A 20,356-nucleotide genomic window follows, 5' to 3' on the forward strand; every position below is an offset into this window, starting at 1 on the left:
CCCCTTGTGCGGCTTTATGCGGCGTCGTTATGGATGAAACCGTTGCGGCATGGCCAGGCGCGCATCACCGTGCCCGGCGGCATGCGTGTGCGGGGCGGGCCTTTGTGGCGGCGGACGGTTTCATATCGGTTGGCGGGCGGGGCAGGGCGCAAGCGGGCGCTTACTGCACCACGAAAGAGGTGAACAACACATCCAGCACGCGCTGGGCCGGCAGGCCGGTGGCGAAGGGCTGGGCGATGGTGGTGCGGATGTCGTCGGCCAGCTTGCGCTTGCCTTCGACCGTGGCCAGATCCGCGGGCTGGCGTGCCGACAGCAGCAGCAGGATGCGGCTGCGTGCCTCGGGCAGGTACTGCGCCAGGCGCGCCTGCGTCTCGGCATCCGCCACCTTCAGCGACAGGCCGGTATGCAGGAAGCGGTCGCCGTCCTCGCTCTTCAGGTTGACGGTGAACGCATCCAGCGGCACGAAGATCGGTGGCGGAATGACCGGGGCGGCGGGCGCGGCGGGCGCCGCCGGCAGGCGGTTGCTCAGCACGCTGCCCAGCACAAAGCCTCCGGCACCCAGTGCCACGACAAGCACGCCGCCGCCGATCAGCAGCAGCCGGCCGCGCTTGCCTGTGTTGCTGCCAGTCTGGGAAGTGGAAGCCGTGTTCGCCATGAGAAGCCTGTGTCGGAATGCCTGCCATTCTTCCGGAATCGCAGGCCAGCAAAGGGCCGAAAAAAAGGGGGAAACCCTTTCAGCTTGGCCGTTTGAGCGGAAAGGGAGCAGGCATGGCTACGCTAGCGGGCGCTTTGTGGTGCGCGCCTGCAGGGGGGTTAACGAGTGGTGGGGCGGGAACTTGAGGATTGGGGGTGGTGAGGGTGGGATGTGGTTGTTTTTGTGTTTTTGTTTTGCCTGGCGGCTGGCATCTGGCGGGATTTGATATGCCCCGGTTTCGCCCCTAAAGGGGCGAGTCACTTTTGCCCGAGCGGTAAAAGTAACCAAAAGCGCGTATACGGCCCTGCGGGCGGCCACTCTTATCGTAGTGGGCGACGGCTTTCGGTCGCTGTGCTCGCCTGGCGCTATCGCCGTCGAGCCCACAGGTCTATCCCTGCCCGTTGTTTTCGCCCGTCTCCCGCTTGCGGGAGACGGGCGGGGGTGAGGGCCGGAGCCGCCACGGAGTGAAGCCCAGCCAATTCGCTCAAGCCGACCCCTGGCGAGCAGCAAAGCCCCGTACGAAGCCCAGGCACACTACGATAAGAGTGGCCTGCCCGCACGGCTGTAAATGCGTTTTTTGGTGGCTTTTTGGCGCTCGGCCAAAAAGTGACCTGCCTGAGAGGGCGGAACAGGGCGCATCCATCACCACCAGATACCAAGCCGAAGGCACACGAACCCATCAAATGCCATGCCAAAGCTACATATCCAAGACAAAGCCACTATTTCCGACTCCCCTACTCAAGTAGTCCCCCTGCAACCCCACCAACTCTTCTATCCAGAACCCCATTGATTAATAAGGATTTTCAAAACCCAACTCTTATATAAGATATAAGACATTTGACCGAAGCCCCCACACCGACTACAATCGCGAACGTCAAAGGAAGTTTTTCAAAACCTAATTACTCAGCAGGTTCCCATGCTTGAAAACTATCGCGCACATGTGGCCGAGCGCGCCGCGCTTGGTATCCCTCCTCTGCCCCTGACCGCCAAGCAGACGGCCGAGCTGATCGAACTGCTGAAGAACCCGCCCGCAGGCGAAGAGCAGAACCTGGTCGACCTGATCAGCAACCGCGTTCCCGCCGGCGTGGACGACGCCGCCAAGGTCAAGGCCTCATACCTGGCCGCCGTCGCCCTGGGCAAGGAAAAGTGCGCGCTGATCTCCCGCGCCAAGGCTACCGAGCTGCTCGGCACCATGCTGGGCGGCTACAACATCTCGCCGCTGATCGAGCTGCTGGACGACGCTGAAGTCGGTACCGTGGCCGCCGACGCGCTGAAGAAGACCCTGCTGATGTTCGACGCCTTCCACGACGTGAAGGAGAAGGCCGACAAGGGCAACGCCAACGCCAAGGCAGTGCTGCAAAGCTGGGCCGACGCCGAATGGTTCACCAGCCGTCCCGAAGTCCCGCAAAGCCTGACCATCACCGTGTTCAAGGTGCCGGGCGAAACCAATACCGATGACCTGTCGCCGGCCCCGGACGCCACCACCCGCCCGGACATCCCGATGCACGCTCTGGCCATGCTGAAGAACAAGCGCGAAGGCGCGGCGTTCCAGCCGGAAGAAGACGGCAAGCGCGGTCCGGTCAAGTTCATCGAATCGCTGAAGGAAAAGGGCCACCTGGTTGCCTACGTGGGCGACGTGGTCGGTACCGGCTCCAGCCGCAAGTCCGCCACCAACTCGGTGCTGTGGTTCACCGGCGAAGACATCCCGTTCATCCCGAACAAGCGCTTCGGCGGCGTGTGCCTGGGCAACAAGATCGCCCCGATCTTCTACAACACCATGGAAGACGCCGGCGCACTGCCGATCGAGCTGGACGTGTCGAAGATGGAAATGGGCGATGTGGTCGAACTGCGCCCGTACGAAGGCAAGGCCCTGAAGGACGGCGCAGTGATTGCCGAGTTCAAGGTCAAGTCCGACGTGCTGTTCGACGAAGTCCGCGCTGGCGGCCGTATCCCCCTGATCGTCGGCCGCGGCCTGACCGCCAAGGCGCGTGAAGCGCTGGGCCTGGCCCCGTCGACGCTGTTCCGCCTGCCGCAAAACCCGGCCGATACCGGCAAGGGCTTCACGCTGGCGCAGAAGATGGTCGGCCGTGCCTGCGGCCTGGCCGAAGGCAAGGGCATCCGCCCGGGCACATACTGCGAACCGAAGATGACCTCGGTGGGCTCGCAGGACACCACCGGCCCGATGACCCGCGACGAGCTGAAGGACCTGGCCTGCCTGGGCTTCTCGGCCGACCTGGTGATGCAGTCGTTCTGCCATACCGCCGCCTATCCGAAGCCGGTCGACGTCAAGACCCACCACACCCTGCCCGAGTTCATCAGTACCCGCGGCGGCATCTCGCTGCGCCCGGGCGACGGCGTGATCCACTCGTGGCTGAACCGCATGCTGCTGCCGGATACCGTCGGCACCGGCGGCGACTCGCACACCCGCTTCCCGATCGGCATCAGCTTCCCGGCCGGTTCGGGCCTGGTGGCCTTTGCCGCCGCCACCGGCGTGATGCCGCTGGACATGCCGGAATCGGTGCTGGTCCGCTTCAAGGGCCAGATGCAGCCGGGCGTGACCCTGCGCGACCTGGTCAACGCGATCCCGCTGTACGCGATTAAGCAAGGCCTGCTGACCGTGGCCAAGCAAGGCAAGAAGAACATCTTCTCGGGCCGCATCCTGGAAATCGAAGGCCTGCCCGACCTGAAGGTCGAGCAAGCGTTTGAACTGTCGGACGCCTCGGCAGAACGCTCGGCCGCCGGTTGCACGGTGCGCCTGAACAAGGACCCGATCATCGAATACATCAACAGCAACATCACGCTGCTGAAGTGGATGATCGCCCAGGGCTACCAGGACCCGCGCAGCCTGCAGCGCCGCATCCAGGCCATGCAAGGCTGGCTGGCCGATCCGAAGCTGCTGGAGCCGGACGCCGACGCCGAGTACGCCGCCGTGATCGAGATCGACCTGGCCGACGTGCACGAGCCGATCGTGGCCTGCCCGAACGACCCGGACGACGTGAAGACGCTGTCGGAGGTGGCCGGCGCCAAGATCGACGAAGTGTTTATCGGTTCGTGCATGACCAACATCGGCCACTTCCGCGCAGCCTCCAAGCTGCTGGAAGGCAGGCGCGACATCCCGGTCAAGCTGTGGGTGGCGCCGCCGACCAAGATGGACCAGAAGCAGCTGACCGAGGAAGGCCACTACGGCGTGTTCGGCACCGCCGGTGCCCGCACCGAAATGCCGGGCTGCTCGCTGTGCATGGGCAACCAGGCACAGGTGCGCGAAGGCGCCACGGTGATGTCGACCAGCACCCGTAACTTCCCGAACCGCCTGGGCAAGAACACCAACGTGTACCTGGGTTCCGCCGAACTGGCGGCGATCTGCTCGCGCCTGGGCCGCATCCCGACCAAGGACGAGTACATGGCCGATATTGGCGTCATCAACCAGAATGGCGACAAGATCTACAAGTACATGAACTTCGACCAGATCGAGGACTTCAAGGAAGTGGCTGACGGCGTGACGGTCTGAGCGTCGCACTGAGCTGGTAAGGGCGCCGCCGCCGCACAACGGCGCCCCACACGGCAAGACAAGACCCCGCACCTCGCAAGAGATGCGGGGTTTTGCATATTGGCCAGCGGCTTCCCGGCATGGTTTGCCACGCCGGGCTATCATCCGGGGTTTCAGCCATCCGGTGCCCGCCGCGCGTCGGGCACCGCGCCACCGGAGCCCACGTGTCCGATCTGTCCGCCTTCCCCATCACCCGCAAATGGCCGGCGCAGCATCCCGAGCGCATCCAGCTCTATTCGCTGCCGACGCCCAACGGCGTCAAGGCATCGATCATGCTGGAAGAGACGGGCCTGCCGTACGAGCCGCACCTGGTGCGCTTCGACACCGACGACCAGCTCTCGCCGGAATTCCTGTCGCTCAACCCCAACAACAAGATCCCCGCGATTCTCGATCCCAATGGCCCGGGCGGCAAGCCGCTGCCGCTGTTCGAATCGGGCGCGATCCTGCTGTACCTGGCCGACAAGTCGGGCAAGCTGATTCCGGCCGATCCGGCACGGCGCTACGAGACCATCCAGTGGCTGATGTTCCAGATGGGCGGCATCGGCCCGATGTTCGGGCAGGTCGGCTTCTTCCACAAGTTTGCCGGCAAGGTCTATGAAGACAAGCGCCCGCGCGACCGCTATGTCGCGGAAAGCCGGCGCCTGCTCAACGTGCTCGAGCAGCGCCTGGCCGGGCGCGCGTGGATCATGGGCGACGAGTACACCATTGCAGACATCGCCACCTTCCCGTGGGTGCGCAACCTGGTCGGCTTCTACGAGGCAGGCGACCTGGTCGGCTTCAAGGATTTTGCCAACGTGCGGCGCGTGCTGGAGGCGTTCGTGCAGCGCCCGGCGGTGGTGAAGGGGCTGGATACGCCGCATCGCGGCTGAGTGCCGGCATGCGGTGGGCCGGCGTGGGCGTTGTCCTACACCGGGCCTTCCCGGGGGCCTACAGAGGGGACGGCGGCACGCATCCTATAGTCGAGTAGCGGGCGCATCCTGCCTCGCCCGAGGAGTCCGCACCATGCCGCTGCCCAAGCCCTTCCTGCCTTCTTCCCGCTTGTGTGGCGCAGTGCTGCTGGCGGGCGCCGCCGCGACGCTGGGCGCGTGCGGCGAATCGGCCAAGCTGCCTTCCGAGGCCGGCTTCGGACCCACGCCGCAGCTGCCGCCGCCGAACGAGACCGCCATCCCCACCGTCAAGATCGCGCCCGCCGTCGGCTGGGGCCAAGGGCAGCGCCCGGTGGCGGCCGAGGGCATGGCGGTGACCGCCTTCGCCGACAAGCTCGATCATCCGCGCTGGGTCTACGTGCTGCCCAACGGCGATGTGCTGGTGGCCGAGAGCAATGCCCCGCCCAAGCCCGACGACGGCAAGGGCATCAAGGGCTGGATCATGAAGAAGGTGATGAAGCGCGCCGGCGCCGGCACGCCCAGCGCCAACCGCATCACGCTGCTGCGCGACAGCAACGGCGACGGTGTCGCCGACCAGCGTTCGATATTCCTGAAAAACATCAACTCGCCGTTCGGCATGGTGCTGGTCGGCAACGATTTCTACGTGGCTGCCACCGACGCGGTGCTGCGCTTCCCGTACCAGCCCGGCCAGACCGAGATCGCCGCGGCGCCGCAGAAGGTGGTCGACCTGCCCGGCGGGCCGCTCAATCACCACTGGACCAAGAACATCATCGCCAGCCGCGACGGCCGCAAGCTCTACGTGACAGTGGGCTCTAACAGCAACGTGGCCGAGAACGGCATGGACAAGGAAGCGGGCCGCGCCGCTATCTGGGAGGTCGATCCCAGGAACGGCTCGCACCGCATTTTTGCCAGCGGCCTGCGCAATCCCAACGGCATGGCGTGGGAGCCGGTCACCGGCGCGCTGTGGACCGCGGTCAACGAGCGCGACGAGCTCGGCAGCGACCTGGTGCCCGACTACATCACCACCGTGCGCGACGGCGGCTTCTATGGCTGGCCATACAGCTACTTCGGCCAGCACGTCGACAAGCGCGTCAAGCCCCCGGCGCCCGACCTGGTGGCCAGGGCGATCGTGCCCGACTACGCGGTCGGCGCGCATACCGCGCCGCTGGGGCTCGCGGCCGCCACCGGCAACAGCCTGCCGGCGCGCTTCAGCGAGGGCATGTTCGTGGGCCAGCATGGGTCCTGGAACCGGCGGCCGCTGGCGGGGTACAAGGTCATCTTCGTGCCGTTCAGCAAAGGCCGTCCGAACGGCGCGCCCTTCGACGTGCTGACCGGTTTTGTCGACGGCGAGGGCAATGCGCGCGGCCGGCCCGTGGGCGTGGCGATCGACAAGCGCGGCGGGCTGCTGGTGGCGGACGACGTCGGCAATGTCATCTGGCGTGTGAGCGGGGCGAAATAGCGGCCAGGCCCATGCCGGACTGCCCCGGCGCTGCCACGCTGCGCTGCGTGTGAGCGGGGCCATCGCCTGGCCATCTGCTGGCCATTTCCAGGCCATTGCGCCGGCGCCACGCTGACTATACTTCGCTTGGAGGGGGCCGCGGCGCATCAATCGTGCCTGCTTCGTCCCCGCGCAAACCGCAGCCTGGACACCGACGCCTGGGAGGGGGGCATGGATCACACCGGAGATTCGTTTCGCGCCTTTGAACTGGCTGGCTGGGAGGACCCCGAAGTCGTCAGCCGCTACCAGGAGCACCTGTCGCACGTGACCCGGCAATCGATCGAGGCGCTGCTGGACGACGCGCGCGCCGCCAGCGGGCAGCGTGTGCTCGATGTCGCCAGCGGCTCGGGCCATATCGCCGCGGCGGCGGCACGGCGCGGCGCCGAGGCCATCGGCATCGACTTCTCGCTGGCGCAGGTGGAGCTGGCGCGCAAGCTGTATCCCGACATCGACTACCAGCAGGCCGACGCGCAGGCGCTGCCCTTCGGCGACGCCAGCTTCGATGTCGTGGTCAACGGCTTCGGCATGTGCCACCTGTCCGATCCCGATGCCGCGCTGCGCGAAGCCTTCCGCGTGCTGCGCCCAGGCGGTCGCATAGCCTTCACGGTGTGGGATGCCCCCGAACGCGCGGTGGGCTTCGGCGCGGTCTATGCCGCCATCCGTGCCTATGGCTCGATGGAGGTCGACCTGCCGGCGGGGCCCAATTTCTTTCTCTTCAGCGATCCCAACGAGTGCCGCAGCGCCTTGCAGCAGGCCGGCTTCGTTGCCCCGTCGTGCCGGCACGTGCACCAGGTATGGCGCTTTTCCACGCCGGACCAGCTGTTCGATGCGCTTGCGCAAGGCACCGTGCGCGCGGCCGCCACGCTGCGCGCGCAGACTCCGCGGGCGCGCGACGAGATCCGGGCCGTGCTGCGCGGTACGGTGGCCGGCTATATGCGCGGCAGCGGCTTCGAGGTGCCGATGCCGGCGGTGCTGGCCGCCGCGGTGAAGCCCTGACCCGGCGCCGCTGTACGTTACCCACCCGCGTCACCTCCCGTGCGTCACCTCAAGCCAGCACGCGGCGCCGGCGCGCCATGAAGTCGCGCGGGGTTTGCCCGAGCGCGCGGCGGAACATGGTCGAAAACGCGCCCGCGTGGGCGTAGCCGGTTTCCGCGGCCACATGCGCCAGCGGCCGGCCGCGGCTCATCAGGTCGATCGCATGGGCCAGCCGCAACTGCTGGCGCCAGCTGCCGAAGCTGGTCTTCAGCTCGCTTTCGAACAGCCGCGCCAGCGTCCGCTCGCTGGCGCCGGTGCGGGCCGCCCATTCGGACAACGTCAGGCTGGAGCCGGGATCTTCCATCAGCGCGTGGCACAGCGCCTGCAGCCGCCGGTCCGACGGCAGCGCCAGCCCCAATGACAGCGTGGGCGCGGCCGCCAGTTCCTCCACCAGCAGGCTGGCGCAGAGCTGGCGGCGGCGCTCGCCGAGCGTGTCGTCGTGGGCCAGGGCCTCCATCAGCTCGCGCAACAGAGGCGACACCTCCAGCACCGCGCATGAATCGGCCGACAGCGCGCAGGCCTGCGGCGCGATATAGCAGGCGTAAAAGCGCACCGTGCCCAGCACCACCACGTTGTGCTCCACGTCGGGCGGGATCCAGACTGCGCGCATCGCTGGCACCAGCCATGTGGTGCCGCCGGCGGTGATGCGCAGGCTGCCGCTGATCGGGAACGACAGCTGGCCCCACGGATGGCGGTGCGGGTGGATCACCGCGTTGGGAGGCGGCCGGCGCAGGTGTGCGATCACCGGGTCGGCGGCGCTGGGACGTGCGCGCGGAACCGGCGAGTAGACCGGGCGGCGGCGGGCCGGGGCGGCCGGCGAGGCGGCAGGCAGGGCAGCAGCGGGGGCGAGGTCGCGTGGCATGAAATCGTAAGAAATTGCCTGATTAGTGTAACTCCGCCAATCGCGGTCGGCCTACGATGCATCGAGCGGCCGCGACCGGAAACGGGACCGGCCAATTGCCGAACAGGCACCGGCCCGCCGAAATCGCGCGCGGCATGGGACCGGCGCCATAGACGAGATGTTCTTCCATGCCTCCATTCGTACGCCGCGCCGCGGCGCGATTCGGCCTGAGCGGCCCGGATGCCACGCTGGCCGCCACCGCGCCGGTGCGGGACACCCTTTCCGACCCCGGCCTGCGGCAATCCGCCAGGGCCGCCTTTGCCATCGGCGTGTGCATTGCGCTGGTGTTGAGCGCCGGCCACGCCATCGACGCGCCGCCGGCGCTGGTCTGGGCCGCGGCGCTGGTGTTGTCCACGGTGTGCTGCTGGGCGCTCGGCGCCTTGCCCGAGCCCACCGCCACGCTGCTGTTCTTCCTGTGCGCGGTCGTATTCCAGATTGCGCCGCCCAAGGTGGTGTTCAGCGGCTTTGCGTCGCCCGCGTGGTGGCTGATGTTCGGCGGCGCCGTCACCGGCGTGGCGCTGCGCAACAGCGGGCTGGCGCTGCGGCTGGCCGACGCCATCTTCCAGCGCCGGGTGCACGGATATCCGCAACTGGTCGCGCTGGTCGCGGCCAGCGCCGTGGGCCTCGCGTTCCTGATGCCGTCCACCACCGGCCGCGTGCTGCTGCTGGTCCCGATCGTGCTGGCGCTGGCGGACCGCGTGGGCCTGGGCCCCGGCTCCAACGGCCGTATCGGCCTGGTGCTGACGGTGGCTGCGGCCAGCTATATGCCGCCGACCACCATCCTGCCCGCCAATATCCCCAACAGCGTGCTGCTGGGCGCGGCCAGTTCGCTGTACGGCATCAACCTCAGCTACGGCGGCTACCTGCTGCTGCACTTCCCGGTCCTGGGCCTGCTCAAGACCGTGGTGCTGGTCTGGCTCGTGTGCCGGCTGTTCCCGCACGACGCGCCGCTGGCCGCGGCGCCGGCGGCAGCGCGCGCGCCGATGGGCCGGCAGGAGCGGCTGCTGGCGGTCATCCTGGCGATCGCCGTGGTGGGATTCGCCACCGACGCGCTGCATGGCATCTCGCCGGCCTGGATCGCGCTGGCCGCAAGCATCGTCTGCCTGCTGCCGGGCGTTGGGCTGGTCTCGTCCAGGGCGCTGGCCGAGCAGGTTCACCTGGTGCCGCTGCTCTATGTGGCGGGCTTCCTGGGACTTGGCGCGGTGGTGGAGTCGACCGGCCTGGGCACTGCCGTCAGCCACGCGCTGCTGCACTGGCTGCAGCTGGCGCCGGGACACACGGCGGTGAACGTCGGCGCGCTCGGGGCCGTGGGCGCCAGCATGGGACTCATGACCACGCTGCCAAGCCTGCCGGCCGTGCTGTCTCCGCTGGCGCGGGAATTTGCGAGCGCCACCGGCTTGCCGCTGGAGACGGTACTGATGCTGCAGGTGCCGGTGTTCTCCACGGTGTTCTTCCCCTACCAGTCGCCGCCGATCGTGATCGCGATGCAGATGGGCGGGGTGGGGCTGCGCCACGGCACGCGGCTGTGCCTGGCATTGGCGGCCATCACGGTGGTGGTGTTGCTGCCGCTGGATTACCTCTGGTGGCGGTTGCTGGGGTACCTGCCCTGAGCTTCATGCGGTGTTGGACGGATACCGACAGCTTTTCGCTGGTCGTCGGCCCGGTGCCAACGAATGATCAGCGGAACAGCCCGGAAAGTGCCCTGCACCGCGCCGCAGGCGGCGTAGTGGTGGTGGCACGGTCATTGCGGAATGGACAGCGAGCGCGGCGCCGATGCTCGTTGTCCCACCCGCCAGCAATGGCTTCCCCGGAGAACACCGATGAACCCCCAATCCCCCTGCCAGCGCGGGCAGGCCGCATCGCGCCCGCAAAAGAAACTGCTGCACCGTACCCGCCGCGCCGTCGTGCTGCTGCGCGTACTGGGGCTGTGCCTGAACAGCGTCGCCTGCGCCCAGGCCGAAGCCCCGCAGCCGGTCGCCCCTGCGGCAGCGGCTGTCACCCCTGAACAGAAATTCGCTCCCGGCTACCTCGAGGCCGTGTCCACCGGCTATGACAATGGCGTGGCATGGCAGGGACCGGAAGGCATCGCGCCGCTGCGGCAGCCGCGTGAGGTGCGTGGGCCGGCTGCGGGAGATGGCGCGTCAACGGGCGTGCCCGCGACGTTACGTCCGGTGGCAGGGCAGCGGCCGGTGCGTTGAGTATCGGTACGAGCTACGCACGGGATGTCAGCCCTGTGCCGGCGCGGTCCAATCCTCAAGCCGGAGCCCCGGATATGCGGCGAAGTCGCGCACATTGCGGGTGACGACCGTCAGGTTCTCCGAAATGGCATGTGCGGCGATGAGCTTGTCTAGGGCGTCGGACTTGCGGGTTCGCGTGGCGGCACGTACGTGCCCGTAGGCTCGTGCGGCGGCAGCGGTCAAGGGCAGAACCGGTATCCGGGACACCAGTGCCTCGACGGCACGCTCCGCTGCGGCAGCTTCGCGGGATACTACGACCCCATATTCCAGTTCGGCAAGGGTGATGGCTGACAGTACCACGTCGCCCTCGAAACACTGTGCGAAACGCTCGGCGACCTGTGGCGGCTGTTGCTTCATCAGGTAGATGCACATGTTGGTATCGAGCATGTACCTGGGCATCAGAATTCCTCCCGCTCGGCCTGGCTTTGATCACCTCTTCCTGTCGCCATGAAATCGTCAGGGAAGGCAGCAAAAAGCTCGAGTACACCGGTCAGGCGTGCGCGTGCAGGCCGGATGCGGAGTTCGTCGCCAACGCGCTCGATCTCCAATGGCATGTCGGTGTCCGGATATGCCAGCTCAGCGGGTATGCGCACAGCCTGTGAGTTGCCGTTTCGGAAAAGCCGGGTGCGGGGCATCGTTGCTTCCATATCCATCCTGTTGTTAATGAGGATAGCACTATTGAAGCAGATGTACATCCGTGTGTGTACAGTACTTTCCTGATTTTGGGAGATGGCTTGCTTACAATCCGTCACACCGGCCCAACGCAGCCCCGACCATGGACATCGAACTCGCCCGCACCTTCCTGCAAGTCGTGCGCACCGGCAGCCTGCTGGCGGCGGCCGACAAGCTGCACGTCACGCAAACCGCGGTAACGGCCCGGATCAAGAGCCTGGAGTCACAGCTGAACTGCCGGCTGTTCGAGCGCAACAAGGCCGGCGCGCGCCTCACCGCCGACGGCCAGCGTTTCCTGGGCTATGCCAGCCAGCTGGTGCAGACCTGGGAGGCGGCTTGCCGCGAGTTGCCACTGCCGGCTGGGCTGGCAAACCTGTTCCGCTTTGGCGCCGAGATCAGCCTGGGCAATCCGCTGGTGCTGCTGTGGGCCACGCGCATGCGCCAGCAGATGCCGGCGCTGGCGGTGCGCGCTGAAGTGGGGGAGGGCGAGGCGCTGCAGTACAAGCTGCAGTCGGGCACGCTCGATGCGGCGCTGGTCTACCAGCCGGAGTACGCGCCCGGCATGCATGTCGAGGCGCTGATGGAGGAAAAGCTGATCCTGATCCGCTCGGCCCAGCGCGACGGCCCCTATGTCTACGTTGACTGGGGGCCGGAATTCCGGCGCCAGCATGACAGCGTCCTGCCCCAGCATGCGCGCGCGTCGCTGTACTTCAACCTCGGGCCACTGGCTTTGCAGTACATCCTCCAGTTCGGCGGCAGCGGGTATTTCCGTACGCGGGTCGTGCAGAGCTACCTCGACAGCGGCGCGCTGGTGCGAGTCGACAGCGCATCGGAATTCTCGTATCCCGTCTTCCTTGTTTGCGCCAGGACGCCAGCCGGCATGACGCAGGAGGCCGTGCGCATGCTGCGCGATATCGTGCGCGAAGAATCGGACTGGTCGCAGCGTTGGGACGTGCCACTGTAGCGGGCGCCCGCGGCATCAGGCGCGCACTGGCATGGGCTGCGCCGACAGCCCCGCCCAGCCGGGCATGCCGGCCGGCACCAGCCGGTACTGCCGCACGCGCTTGCCGCCCCGCGGCCGGCGCGGCGGCCTGGGTTCGAGGCCGGCGAAGCGGCCATGCCGCTGCACGCGCTCGAATACCGGTTCAGGTACCCGCGTGCCGATCAGCCAGGTAACAGTGCCTCCCAGCGCCAACAGCGCCAGCGCCAGCGCGATCCAGAGGACGGTTTCCATGATTTCCCGCTCCATCGAATAAGTGTCGGTGTCTCCTAGTATTGGCACAAACCATGCCCGCGGGTAAATGAAAGTTATCATGGGTTCATATCAATAAAACTGCATTGAATGGCCTGTCCCGGCAACCCCAGCGTGGGCACGGGTTGTAGAAAAATCATCTTTTCCGACGAACCTCAGGCGCGCGGCACGGCAGACACTCAACCGATCCGAACATCACACCAGAAGGGGGACTCCAGCCATGCAACGCCTGATCTTCGAAGCCGAACACGACGCCTTCCGCGAATCCGCCCGCCGCTTCTACCAGCGCGAGGTCGGGCCGCACGGCGAGCGCTGGCGCGAGCAGGGCTGCGTCGACCGCGAGGTGTTCCGCAAGGCCGGCGAGCAGGGCTACCTGCTGATGTGGGCCGACGAAAAATACGGCGGCGCCGGCGTCGATGACTTCCGCTATGAGCAGATCCTGATCGAGGAAAACGCGCGCCATGGCGACTCCGGCTTCTTCGGCACGCTCCATTCGCGCCTGGTGGCGCCGTATGTCGGCCGCATCGGCAACGAAGAGCAGCGCCTGCGCCTGCTGCCGGCCGCGGCGCGCGGCGAGGCGATTTTCGCCATCGCCATGACCGAGCCGCAGACCGGCTCCGACCTGGCCGGCATCCGCACCCGGGCCGAGGATCATGGCGACCACTGGGTGCTGAACGGCGCCAAGACCTATATCTCCAACGGCCAGCTGGCCGACTACGTGGTAGTGGTGGCGCGCACCGACCCCGAGCGCAGCCACGGCCTGACGCTGTTTATCGTCGAGCGAGGCATGCCGGGCTTCGAGCGCGGCCGCAAGCTGCGCAAGATGGGCCTGCATTCGCAGGACACCTCGGAGCTGTTCTTCGACAACGTGAAGGTGCCCAAGGCCAACGTGCTCGGCGAGCCCGGCCAGGCCTTCCGCTACCTGACCCGGCACCTGGCCGAGGAGCGGCTGATCGGCGCCTGCGGCTACATGGCGTCGGCGCAGGTGGCGTTCGACCTGACGCTGGACTACGTCAAGGAACGCAAGGCCTTCGGCCGGCCGATCGGCACCTTCCAGAACTCGCGCTTCAAGCTGGCCGAGCTGCGCGCCCAGCTCGACGCGATCCAGACCTTTGTCGACCAGTGCGTGCTGCAGCATAACGCCGGCACGCTGACGGTGGAGACGGCGGCGTCGGCCAAGCTGCTGACCTCCGAGCTGCAGGGCCGCGTGGTGGACGAGGGCGTGCAGCTGCACGGCGGCGCCGGCTATATGGAGGAGTACCGCATCTGCCGGATGTACACCGATGCGCGGATCTCGCGAATCTACGCCGGCAGCAGCGAAATCATGAAAGAAATCATCGGGCGCAGCCTCGGGCTGGACGACCGCGTCAAGGCATAAGCCACCAGGGCGTCCAAGGCTGGAATAACGGCCCGGGAATCACCGACGCACGCGTCGGTGATTCCCGGGCCGCTTGCATTCTTGATCGAAGTCGCGCGGACTGGGGTTTTCACGCAGTTAAAGGCTTTTGTCAGCGATATGAAAGCCGTTTGTAAAGCGATTCGGTTTGAATGCCGTCGGGAGATCGTGCCCGGGTGGCGTTTGAAGCATCGGGACAGCAGGGCGAGGGCGCGCGAGGACGCGGCATGACAGCCCAGCCGGGCGACCGCCGGAGCAGCCGCCAGACGGATGAAAATTCATCGGTCGGTGCACCGCTTTGGGGGCACGGTCGTTTACCGCAGACCGTTGACCGCAAAACCGCTTTCGAACCGAGCCTGACTGACCGTGCCCGTTGTCTTTGCCCGTGCCACCGCGGGAACCCTGCTCCTGCTGGGCGTTCTCGCCACACCTGCGGCCAGCATTGCCGCCGAATCCGAGCCTGCGGCCGATACCGCCGCCGATACCGTCGATGCCGCCGCCCCCTGCACGCCACCGCCCGCCGGCGCCACGCTGACGCTGGCCCAGGCGCGCCTGGACGCGCTGCGCTGCAACCGCACCATCATTGCCGCGCGCCGGGGCGTGGAAGCCAGCCAGGCCGATGTGCAGATCGCGTCGCAGCGGCCCAACCCGGTGCTGAGCCTGGGTGTGGAGAACATCAACCCGCACGCCGGCGTCGGCTCCGGCAACCTGCGCAGCAAGACGGTGGACTCCAAGCTGCGCGTCGACCAGCTCATCGAGACCGCCAACAAGGGCAACCTGCGCGTCGACGCCGCGCAAAAGGCCAGCGCCGCGGCGGGCGAGGCGGTGCAGGCCGTGGTGGCGCAGCAGACTGCCGCGGTCGAGCAGGCCTTCTTCGAGGCGCTGGTCAGCCAGGAACACGTGGCGGTGCTCCGGGAAACGCTGGCTTTGTACGAGCGTACCCGCCAGGCCAGCGAAACGCGGCTGAAGGCAGGCGACGTGGCGCGCGCCGACGTGAACAAGCTGCAGCTCGACGTCCTGCGCGCGCAGAACGACATGCGCCAGGCCATGACCGACCACTACAGCGACAAGGCCGCGCTGGCGCAGGCGATGGGGGTTCCCGGCACGCTGTCGGATAACCGGCTGGTCGCCGACTGGCCAGCGCTCGATGCGCCGGCGCCGCAACCCGATCCCTACCTGCTCGAGCGCCGCCCCGACGTGACCGCCGCCGAGGCCCGCCTGGCAGCGGCCGCCGCCGCGCGCGACCTGGCCCGCGCCGGACGCGTGCCTGACGTGACCATTGGGGCGCAGGCCGAGCACTATCCGGTCTCTCCCACCAACTCCTATGGCACCGGCAACAGCTTCGGCGTGTTCCTGTCGATCCCGCTGTTCGTGCGCCACCGCAACAGCGGCGAGGCACGGCGTGCCGAAGTCGACTACTACGCCGCGCTGGACGAGCGCAACCGCGTGATGCTGGAGGCGGGCAACGAAATCGACCGGCTGCGCAGCCAGCTCGAAACCGCGCGCCAGTCGCTGCGCCAGATGCGCGACGAAGTGCTGCCCGCCGCGGAAAGCGTCGCCGGCAGCGCCGAGTTCGCCTACAGCAAGGGCGCCACCGGCGTGCTCGACCTGCTCGACGCGCGCCGTGCGCTGCGCCAGACCCGGCTCGACGCCGTCGAAGCGCAGGGCGCATACGCCAAGGCGTTGTCGGCCTACCGTGCCGCGTTGCAGACCTCCAAGACCTCCAAGACCTCTGGCACCGCGGGCGCGCCCGTGGCCTCGCAGGCACGTCCCTGATACCGCAGTTCCCGCGCATTCTTCATGTCTTACTTGTCACGCATGTTCCGCCGCACGTCCTGCACCCATCGTCCGCTTTCCACCGCCGTGCCCGCACGGCTGTCTTCCGTCTGCGCCATGGCGCTGTGCGCGCTGGTGCTCGCCGCCTGCGGCAAGTCCGAGCCGCCCAAGCCCGATGACGATCCCAAGGTCAGCGGCAACACCATCCAGTTCCCGGCCAGCGTGAAATCGCTGCCCGGCATTGCCGGCGAACCCGCCAAGTCCGGCGGCGAGCGCATGCTGAACCTGCCGGGCCGGCTGGTCTGGAACGAGGACAAGACTGTGCGCGTGTCCACGCCCTTTGCCGGCCGTGTGACCGAGGTCCTGGTGCAGCCCGGCGCCACGGTCAAAGCCGGCCAGCCGCTGGCCAGCCTGACGTCGCCGGACTTCGGCGTGGCCCAGGCCGACGCACGCAAGGCTGCCGCCGACAGCGCGGTCGCGGCCAAGGCGCTGGCGCGCCAGCGCGAGCTGTACGGCGCCGGCGTCATCGCACAGAAGGACCTGGAACAGTCGCAGGCCGACGCGGCGCGCGCCGCGGCCGACCTGCAGCGCACGCAGGCGGCGCTGCGCCAGTACGGCGCAGCGGCGGGCAGCGACGGCGTGAACCAGCGCTTCGCGCTGCGCAGCCCGATCGACGGCCTGGTGGTCGAGCGCAACATCAACCAGGGCATGGAACTGCGCCCCGACCAGCCGCCGGCCGCGCCGCTGTTCCTGATCACCGACCCCACCACGCTGTGGGCGCAGGTCGATGCCGGTGAATCCGACCTCAGCCTGTTTCGCGACGGTGTCATCGTGCAGGTGGTCACCGCCGCCTACCCCGGCGAAACCTTCACCGGCACCGTGGTCAAGATCGCCGACTATGTCGACCCGACCGCGCGCAGCATCAAGGTCCGGCTGAGCGTGCCCAATCCCGGGCGCCGCCTGAAGGCCGAGATGTTCGTCACGGCGCGCCTGCCCGCGGCGTCGTTCGAAGGCATCGCGGTGCCATCCAAGGCCGTGTTCCTGGCCGACAACCGCAACTATGTCTTTGTGCGCACCGCCCCCAATACCTTCGAGCGCCGCCAGGTGCGCGTGGGCGTGACCATGCCCGGCACCACCGAACTGCTGGAAGGCGTGAAGGAAGGCGAGACCGTGGTGACCGAGGGCAACCTCTACCTGCAGGACATCCTGCGCGATGCCACAGCAGTCAATGCGGCGCGTGCGGCCGACAAGAAGTGAGGACGGCCGCCACATGATCTCGCGCATCGTCAGCTTTGCCCTGCACCAGAAGCTCTTTGTCTGGCTGGGCCTGCTCATCTTCGTCGGCGGCGGCCTGGCCGCGTTCAAGAACCTGCCCATCGAGGCCTTCCCCGACGTATCCGACATCCAGGTCAACGTCATCACGCTGTACCCGGGGCGCGCCGCGGAAGAAGTCGAGCGGCAGGTCACCATCCCGATCGAGACCGCGCTGGCCGGCACGCCCAACGCGGTGCGGGTGTTCTCGCACACCCAGTTCGGCCTGTCGTTCATGATGGTGACCTTCAATGACCGCGCCACCGACGTGACCGCGCGCCAGCAGATCCTGGAGCGGCTGCGCAGCGTCGACCTGCCCGACGGCGTGCATCCGGACCTGGCGCCGCTGTCGACCGCGATCGGCGAGATCTTCCGCTTCCGGCTGACCGGCAAGGGCTATACGCCGCAGGAGCTGCGCACGCTGCAGGACTGGGTGGTCGAGAAGAACCTGCGCCAGGTGCCGGGCGTGGCCGACCTGGTGACGATCGGCGGCACCATCAAGCAGTACGAGGTCAACCCCAACCTCGCGCGCATGCGCGACGCCAAGATCTCGCTGTCGCAGCTGTTCACCGCGCTGCAGCGCGCCAACGCCAACGCCGGCGGCGGCGCCGTCGCGCACGGGCGCCAGCAGTTCCTGCTGCGCTCGCTGGGCAGCTTCCGCACCTCGGCCGACATCGCCAACGTGGTGGTGGCCGAGAACAACGGCACGCCGATCCTGGTCAAGGACATCGCCGACGTCAAGGTTGGCAGCGCGCCGCCGCAGGGCCTGATGGGCCAGGACGACGAAGACGACATCGTCTCGGGCATCGTGGTGATGCGCAAGGGCGAGAACCCGTCGCTGGTGCTCGAAGCGCTGAAGAAGCGCATCGACCTGCTCGACGACCAGATCCTGCCCAAGGGCGTGAAAATCGTGCCGTACTACGACCGCTCCACGCTGATCGACAAGACGCTGCACACGGTGTTCGGCAACCTGGTCGAAGGCGCGCTGCTGGTGATGGCCGTGCTGTACCTGTTCCTGGCCAACGTGCGCGCCGCGGCGATCGTGGCGCTGGTGATCCCGCTGGCGCTGCTGTCGACCTTCATCGGGCTCACCTGGGTCGGCATCCCGGCCAACCTGCTGTCATTGGGGGCGATGGACTTCGGTATCATCGTCGACGGCGCGGTGATCGTGGTCGAGAACATCTTCAAGCGCCTGGGCGAGCTCAAGGAGCAGCAGATCCGCGACAGCAAGGCGCGGCTGCACGCGATCCTGCTGGCCACCACCGAGGTGGGCCGCCCGACCGTGTTCTCGATGGTCATCATCATCGCCGCGCACATTCCGATCTTCACGCTGCAGCGGCACGAGGGCAAGATCTTCGCGCCGATGGCCTATACCGTGACGGGTGCGCTGATCGGTTCGCTGATCATTTCGCTGACGCTGGTGCCGCTGCTGTGCCACCTGCTGCTGACGAAGAACATCGCGCACGACGACAACTTCATCGTGCGCCATTGCAAGCGGCTGTACGAGCCCATGCTGGGCTGGGCGCTGGACCACAAGAAGCTGGTGATCGGTGCCGCGCTGGGCCTGCTGCTGGTGACGGTGGGCGTGGGCAAGTTCCTCGGCAGCGAATTCCTGCCCGAACTGGACGAAGGCTCGATGTGGGTCAGCTTCGACCTGCCGGCCTCGGTTTCGGTCGATGAGGCGCGCGACCAGGCGCGGCTGCTGCGCAGCATCATCCGCAAGACGCCGGAGGTCAATACCACCATCTCCAAGGTGGGCCGCCCCGACGACGGCACCGATCCCAAGCTGATCAACACCGTCGAGGTCCTGGTCGATCTCAAGCCCGAGAAGCAATGGCGCGATGGCTTCAACAAGCGCGCCATCATCGGCGAAATCGACAAGAACCTGCGCCAGCTGCCTGGCATCGAGCCCAATTTCTCGCAGCCGGTGCGCGACAACATCCTGGAAAGCATCTCGCAGATCAAGGGCCAGATCGTGATCAAGGTGCAGAGCGACAGCCTCGAGCAGAACAAGAAGGTGGCCGACCAGATCCTGGCCAACGTGCAGTCGGTCAAGGGCGTGATGCGCGCCTTTATCGACCGCGACGGCGAGCTGCCGCAGTATGTGCTGGAGTTCGACCGCGCCCAGGCCGCGCGCTACGGCATCAACGTGGCCGACGTGCAGGACCTGATGGAAACCGCGCTGGCGGGCAAGGCCGCCACCGAGCTGTGGGAAGGCGAGCGCCACTTCAGCGTGGCGGTGCGCCTGAAGCCGTCCGAGCGCGAGCTGCCCAACCTGCCCAATATCTTCATGCAGACCGCCGATGGCGCGCAGGTGCCGCTGTCGCAGCTGGTGACCTTCCGCGCAGCGTCGGGCGCGATGAACATCAGCCGCGAGAACGGCCAGCGCACCACCTCGATCGGCATCTTCATCCGCGACCGCGACATGGGCAGCGTGGTCAAGGACATGCAGGCGCTGGTGAAGAAGAACGTCAAGGCCGACGACGTCAAGATCAGCTGGTCGGGCGAATTCGAGAACCAGGAGCGCGCCATGGCGCGGCTGGCGATCGTGGTGCCGCTGTCGGTGCTGATGATCTTCCTGCTGCTGTTCAACGCGTTCAAGTCGTTCAAGAGCGCGACGCTGATTATCTCGAACATCCCGTTCGCGCTGGTCGGCGGCGTGTTCGCGCTGTTCCTGACCGGCATCCCGCTGTCGGTGTCGGCGGCGATCGGCTTTATCGCACTGTTCGGCCAGGCCGTGCTCAACGGCGTGGTGATGGTGACCTACTTCAACCAGCTGCGCGACGAGGGCATGCCGGTGCGCCAGGCCGTGCTGACCGGTTCGATGGACCGGCTGCGCACAGTGCTGATGACGGCGCTGCTGGCAATGCTTGGCCTGTTCCCGATGGCGATCTCGCGTGCGATCGGTTCGGAGACGCAGCGCCCGCTGGCCATCGTCATCATCGGCGGCCTGATCACCGCCACGGTGCTGACGCTGATCGTGCTGCCGACGCTGTACGAATGGATGGTCGGCCGCAACTGGCCGGACGAAGAAGCCCCGGCGCCTGACGAGAACAGGCTGACGACGTCTATCTCCGGCTGAGGCTCCCCGGCTGGTGTCCTCCCCTGTTCCGTGAGCGGTACAGGGGATTCTTTTTTTTTGCGCGCTAT

Annotated in this window: 16 protein-coding genes; 11 read left to right on the forward strand and 5 right to left on the reverse strand. The window is 67.2% G+C overall.

Translation table 11 applies throughout. The annotated features are described in order from the left end of the window. Nucleotides 1–160 precede the first annotated feature (160 nt). Nucleotides 161–655 (reverse strand): flagellar basal body-associated protein FliL, encoded by a 495-nt coding sequence (gene fliL, locus E1J61_RS14605; RefSeq protein ID WP_133094779.1) that lies wholly within the window; start codon nucleotides 653–655, stop codon nucleotides 161–163. A gap of 955 nt (nucleotides 656–1,610) precedes the next feature. Between fliL and acnB the strand changes: the two genes are divergently transcribed. The 4 genes from acnB (at nucleotide 1,611) to E1J61_RS14625 (ending at nucleotide 7,622) form a co-directional block, all read left to right on the forward strand. Next, nucleotides 1,611–4,202, forward strand: a complete 2,592-nt coding sequence (gene acnB, locus E1J61_RS14610) for a bifunctional aconitate hydratase 2/2-methylisocitrate dehydratase (RefSeq protein ID WP_133094780.1) — start codon at nucleotides 1,611–1,613, stop codon at nucleotides 4,200–4,202. Between the two features lie 203 nt (nucleotides 4,203–4,405). Beyond that, nucleotides 4,406–5,110 (forward strand): glutathione S-transferase N-terminal domain-containing protein, encoded by a 705-nt coding sequence (locus E1J61_RS14615; protein ID WP_133094781.1) that lies wholly within the window; start codon nucleotides 4,406–4,408, stop codon nucleotides 5,108–5,110. Nucleotides 5,111–5,243: 133 nt separating this feature from the next. Further along, nucleotides 5,244–6,587 (forward strand): sorbosone dehydrogenase family protein, encoded by a 1,344-nt coding sequence (locus E1J61_RS14620; protein WP_133094782.1) that lies wholly within the window; start codon nucleotides 5,244–5,246, stop codon nucleotides 6,585–6,587. Nucleotides 6,588–6,797: 210 nt separating this feature from the next. Continuing rightward, nucleotides 6,798–7,622, forward strand: coding sequence for a class I SAM-dependent methyltransferase (locus E1J61_RS14625; protein ID WP_133094783.1), 825 nt, complete (start codon nucleotides 6,798–6,800; stop codon nucleotides 7,620–7,622). A gap of 49 nt (nucleotides 7,623–7,671) precedes the next feature. On the opposite strand, the gene E1J61_RS14630 is transcribed toward E1J61_RS14625, so the two are convergent. After that, complete coding sequence (locus E1J61_RS14630) at nucleotides 7,672–8,523, reverse strand: helix-turn-helix domain-containing protein (protein ID WP_133094784.1); 852 nt, start codon at nucleotides 8,521–8,523, stop codon at nucleotides 7,672–7,674. A 167-nt stretch (nucleotides 8,524–8,690) separates the two neighbouring features. Between E1J61_RS14630 and E1J61_RS14635 the strand changes: the two genes are divergently transcribed. After that, nucleotides 8,691–10,172, forward strand: a complete 1,482-nt coding sequence (locus tag E1J61_RS14635) for an SLC13 family permease (protein WP_133094785.1) — start codon at nucleotides 8,691–8,693, stop codon at nucleotides 10,170–10,172. A 210-nt stretch (nucleotides 10,173–10,382) separates the two neighbouring features. Beyond that, on the forward strand, nucleotides 10,383–10,760 hold the full coding sequence (locus E1J61_RS14640; protein WP_133094786.1) for a hypothetical protein: 378 nt from the start codon (nucleotides 10,383–10,385) through the stop codon (nucleotides 10,758–10,760). A 27-nt stretch (nucleotides 10,761–10,787) separates the two neighbouring features. Here E1J61_RS14640 and E1J61_RS14645 read toward each other — a convergent pair whose 3' ends face one another. Together E1J61_RS14645 and E1J61_RS14650 are read right to left on the reverse strand one after the other, a co-directional pair. Next, the gene (locus E1J61_RS14645; RefSeq protein WP_133094787.1) at nucleotides 10,788–11,198 is read right to left on the reverse strand and encodes a type II toxin-antitoxin system VapC family toxin; all 411 of its coding nucleotides are present in this window, start codon (nucleotides 11,196–11,198) and stop codon (nucleotides 10,788–10,790) included. Beyond that, nucleotides 11,198–11,434, reverse strand: coding sequence for an antitoxin (locus E1J61_RS14650; protein WP_133094926.1), 237 nt, complete (start codon nucleotides 11,432–11,434; stop codon nucleotides 11,198–11,200). Before E1J61_RS14650 ends, E1J61_RS14645 begins: the two co-directional genes overlap by 1 nt. 140 nt (nucleotides 11,435–11,574) lie before the next feature. On the opposite strand from E1J61_RS14650, the gene E1J61_RS14655 reads away from it, so the two are divergent. After that, on the forward strand, nucleotides 11,575–12,435 hold the full coding sequence (locus E1J61_RS14655) for a LysR family transcriptional regulator (protein ID WP_133094788.1): 861 nt from the start codon (nucleotides 11,575–11,577) through the stop codon (nucleotides 12,433–12,435). A gap of 15 nt (nucleotides 12,436–12,450) precedes the next feature. Here E1J61_RS14655 and E1J61_RS14660 read toward each other — a convergent pair whose 3' ends face one another. Further along, on the reverse strand, nucleotides 12,451–12,705 hold the full coding sequence (locus E1J61_RS14660; protein WP_133094789.1) for a hypothetical protein: 255 nt from the start codon (nucleotides 12,703–12,705) through the stop codon (nucleotides 12,451–12,453). Between the two features lie 238 nt (nucleotides 12,706–12,943). Between E1J61_RS14660 and E1J61_RS14665 the strand changes: the two genes are divergently transcribed. The 4 genes from E1J61_RS14665 (at nucleotide 12,944) to E1J61_RS14680 (ending at nucleotide 20,288) form a co-directional block, all read left to right on the forward strand. Beyond that, nucleotides 12,944–14,101, forward strand: a complete 1,158-nt coding sequence (locus E1J61_RS14665) for an acyl-CoA dehydrogenase family protein (RefSeq protein WP_133094790.1) — start codon at nucleotides 12,944–12,946, stop codon at nucleotides 14,099–14,101. A 459-nt stretch (nucleotides 14,102–14,560) separates the two neighbouring features. Next, complete coding sequence (locus E1J61_RS14670) at nucleotides 14,561–15,895, forward strand: TolC family protein (RefSeq protein WP_371704184.1); 1,335 nt, start codon at nucleotides 14,561–14,563, stop codon at nucleotides 15,893–15,895. Between the two features lie 42 nt (nucleotides 15,896–15,937). Next, nucleotides 15,938–17,152, forward strand: a complete 1,215-nt coding sequence (locus E1J61_RS14675; RefSeq protein WP_133094927.1) for an efflux RND transporter periplasmic adaptor subunit — start codon at nucleotides 15,938–15,940, stop codon at nucleotides 17,150–17,152. Nucleotides 17,153–17,165: 13 nt separating this feature from the next. Next, a complete protein-coding gene (locus E1J61_RS14680) occupies nucleotides 17,166–20,288 on the forward strand; it encodes an efflux RND transporter permease subunit (RefSeq protein ID WP_133094792.1) in 3,123 nt (1,040 codons plus the stop codon). Nucleotides 20,289–20,356: the final 68 nt, after the last annotated feature.

It is taken from the genome of Cupriavidus sp. L7L, assembly GCF_004353535.1.
Taxonomy (GTDB): Bacteria; Pseudomonadota; Gammaproteobacteria; order Burkholderiales; family Burkholderiaceae; genus Cupriavidus; species Cupriavidus oxalaticus_A.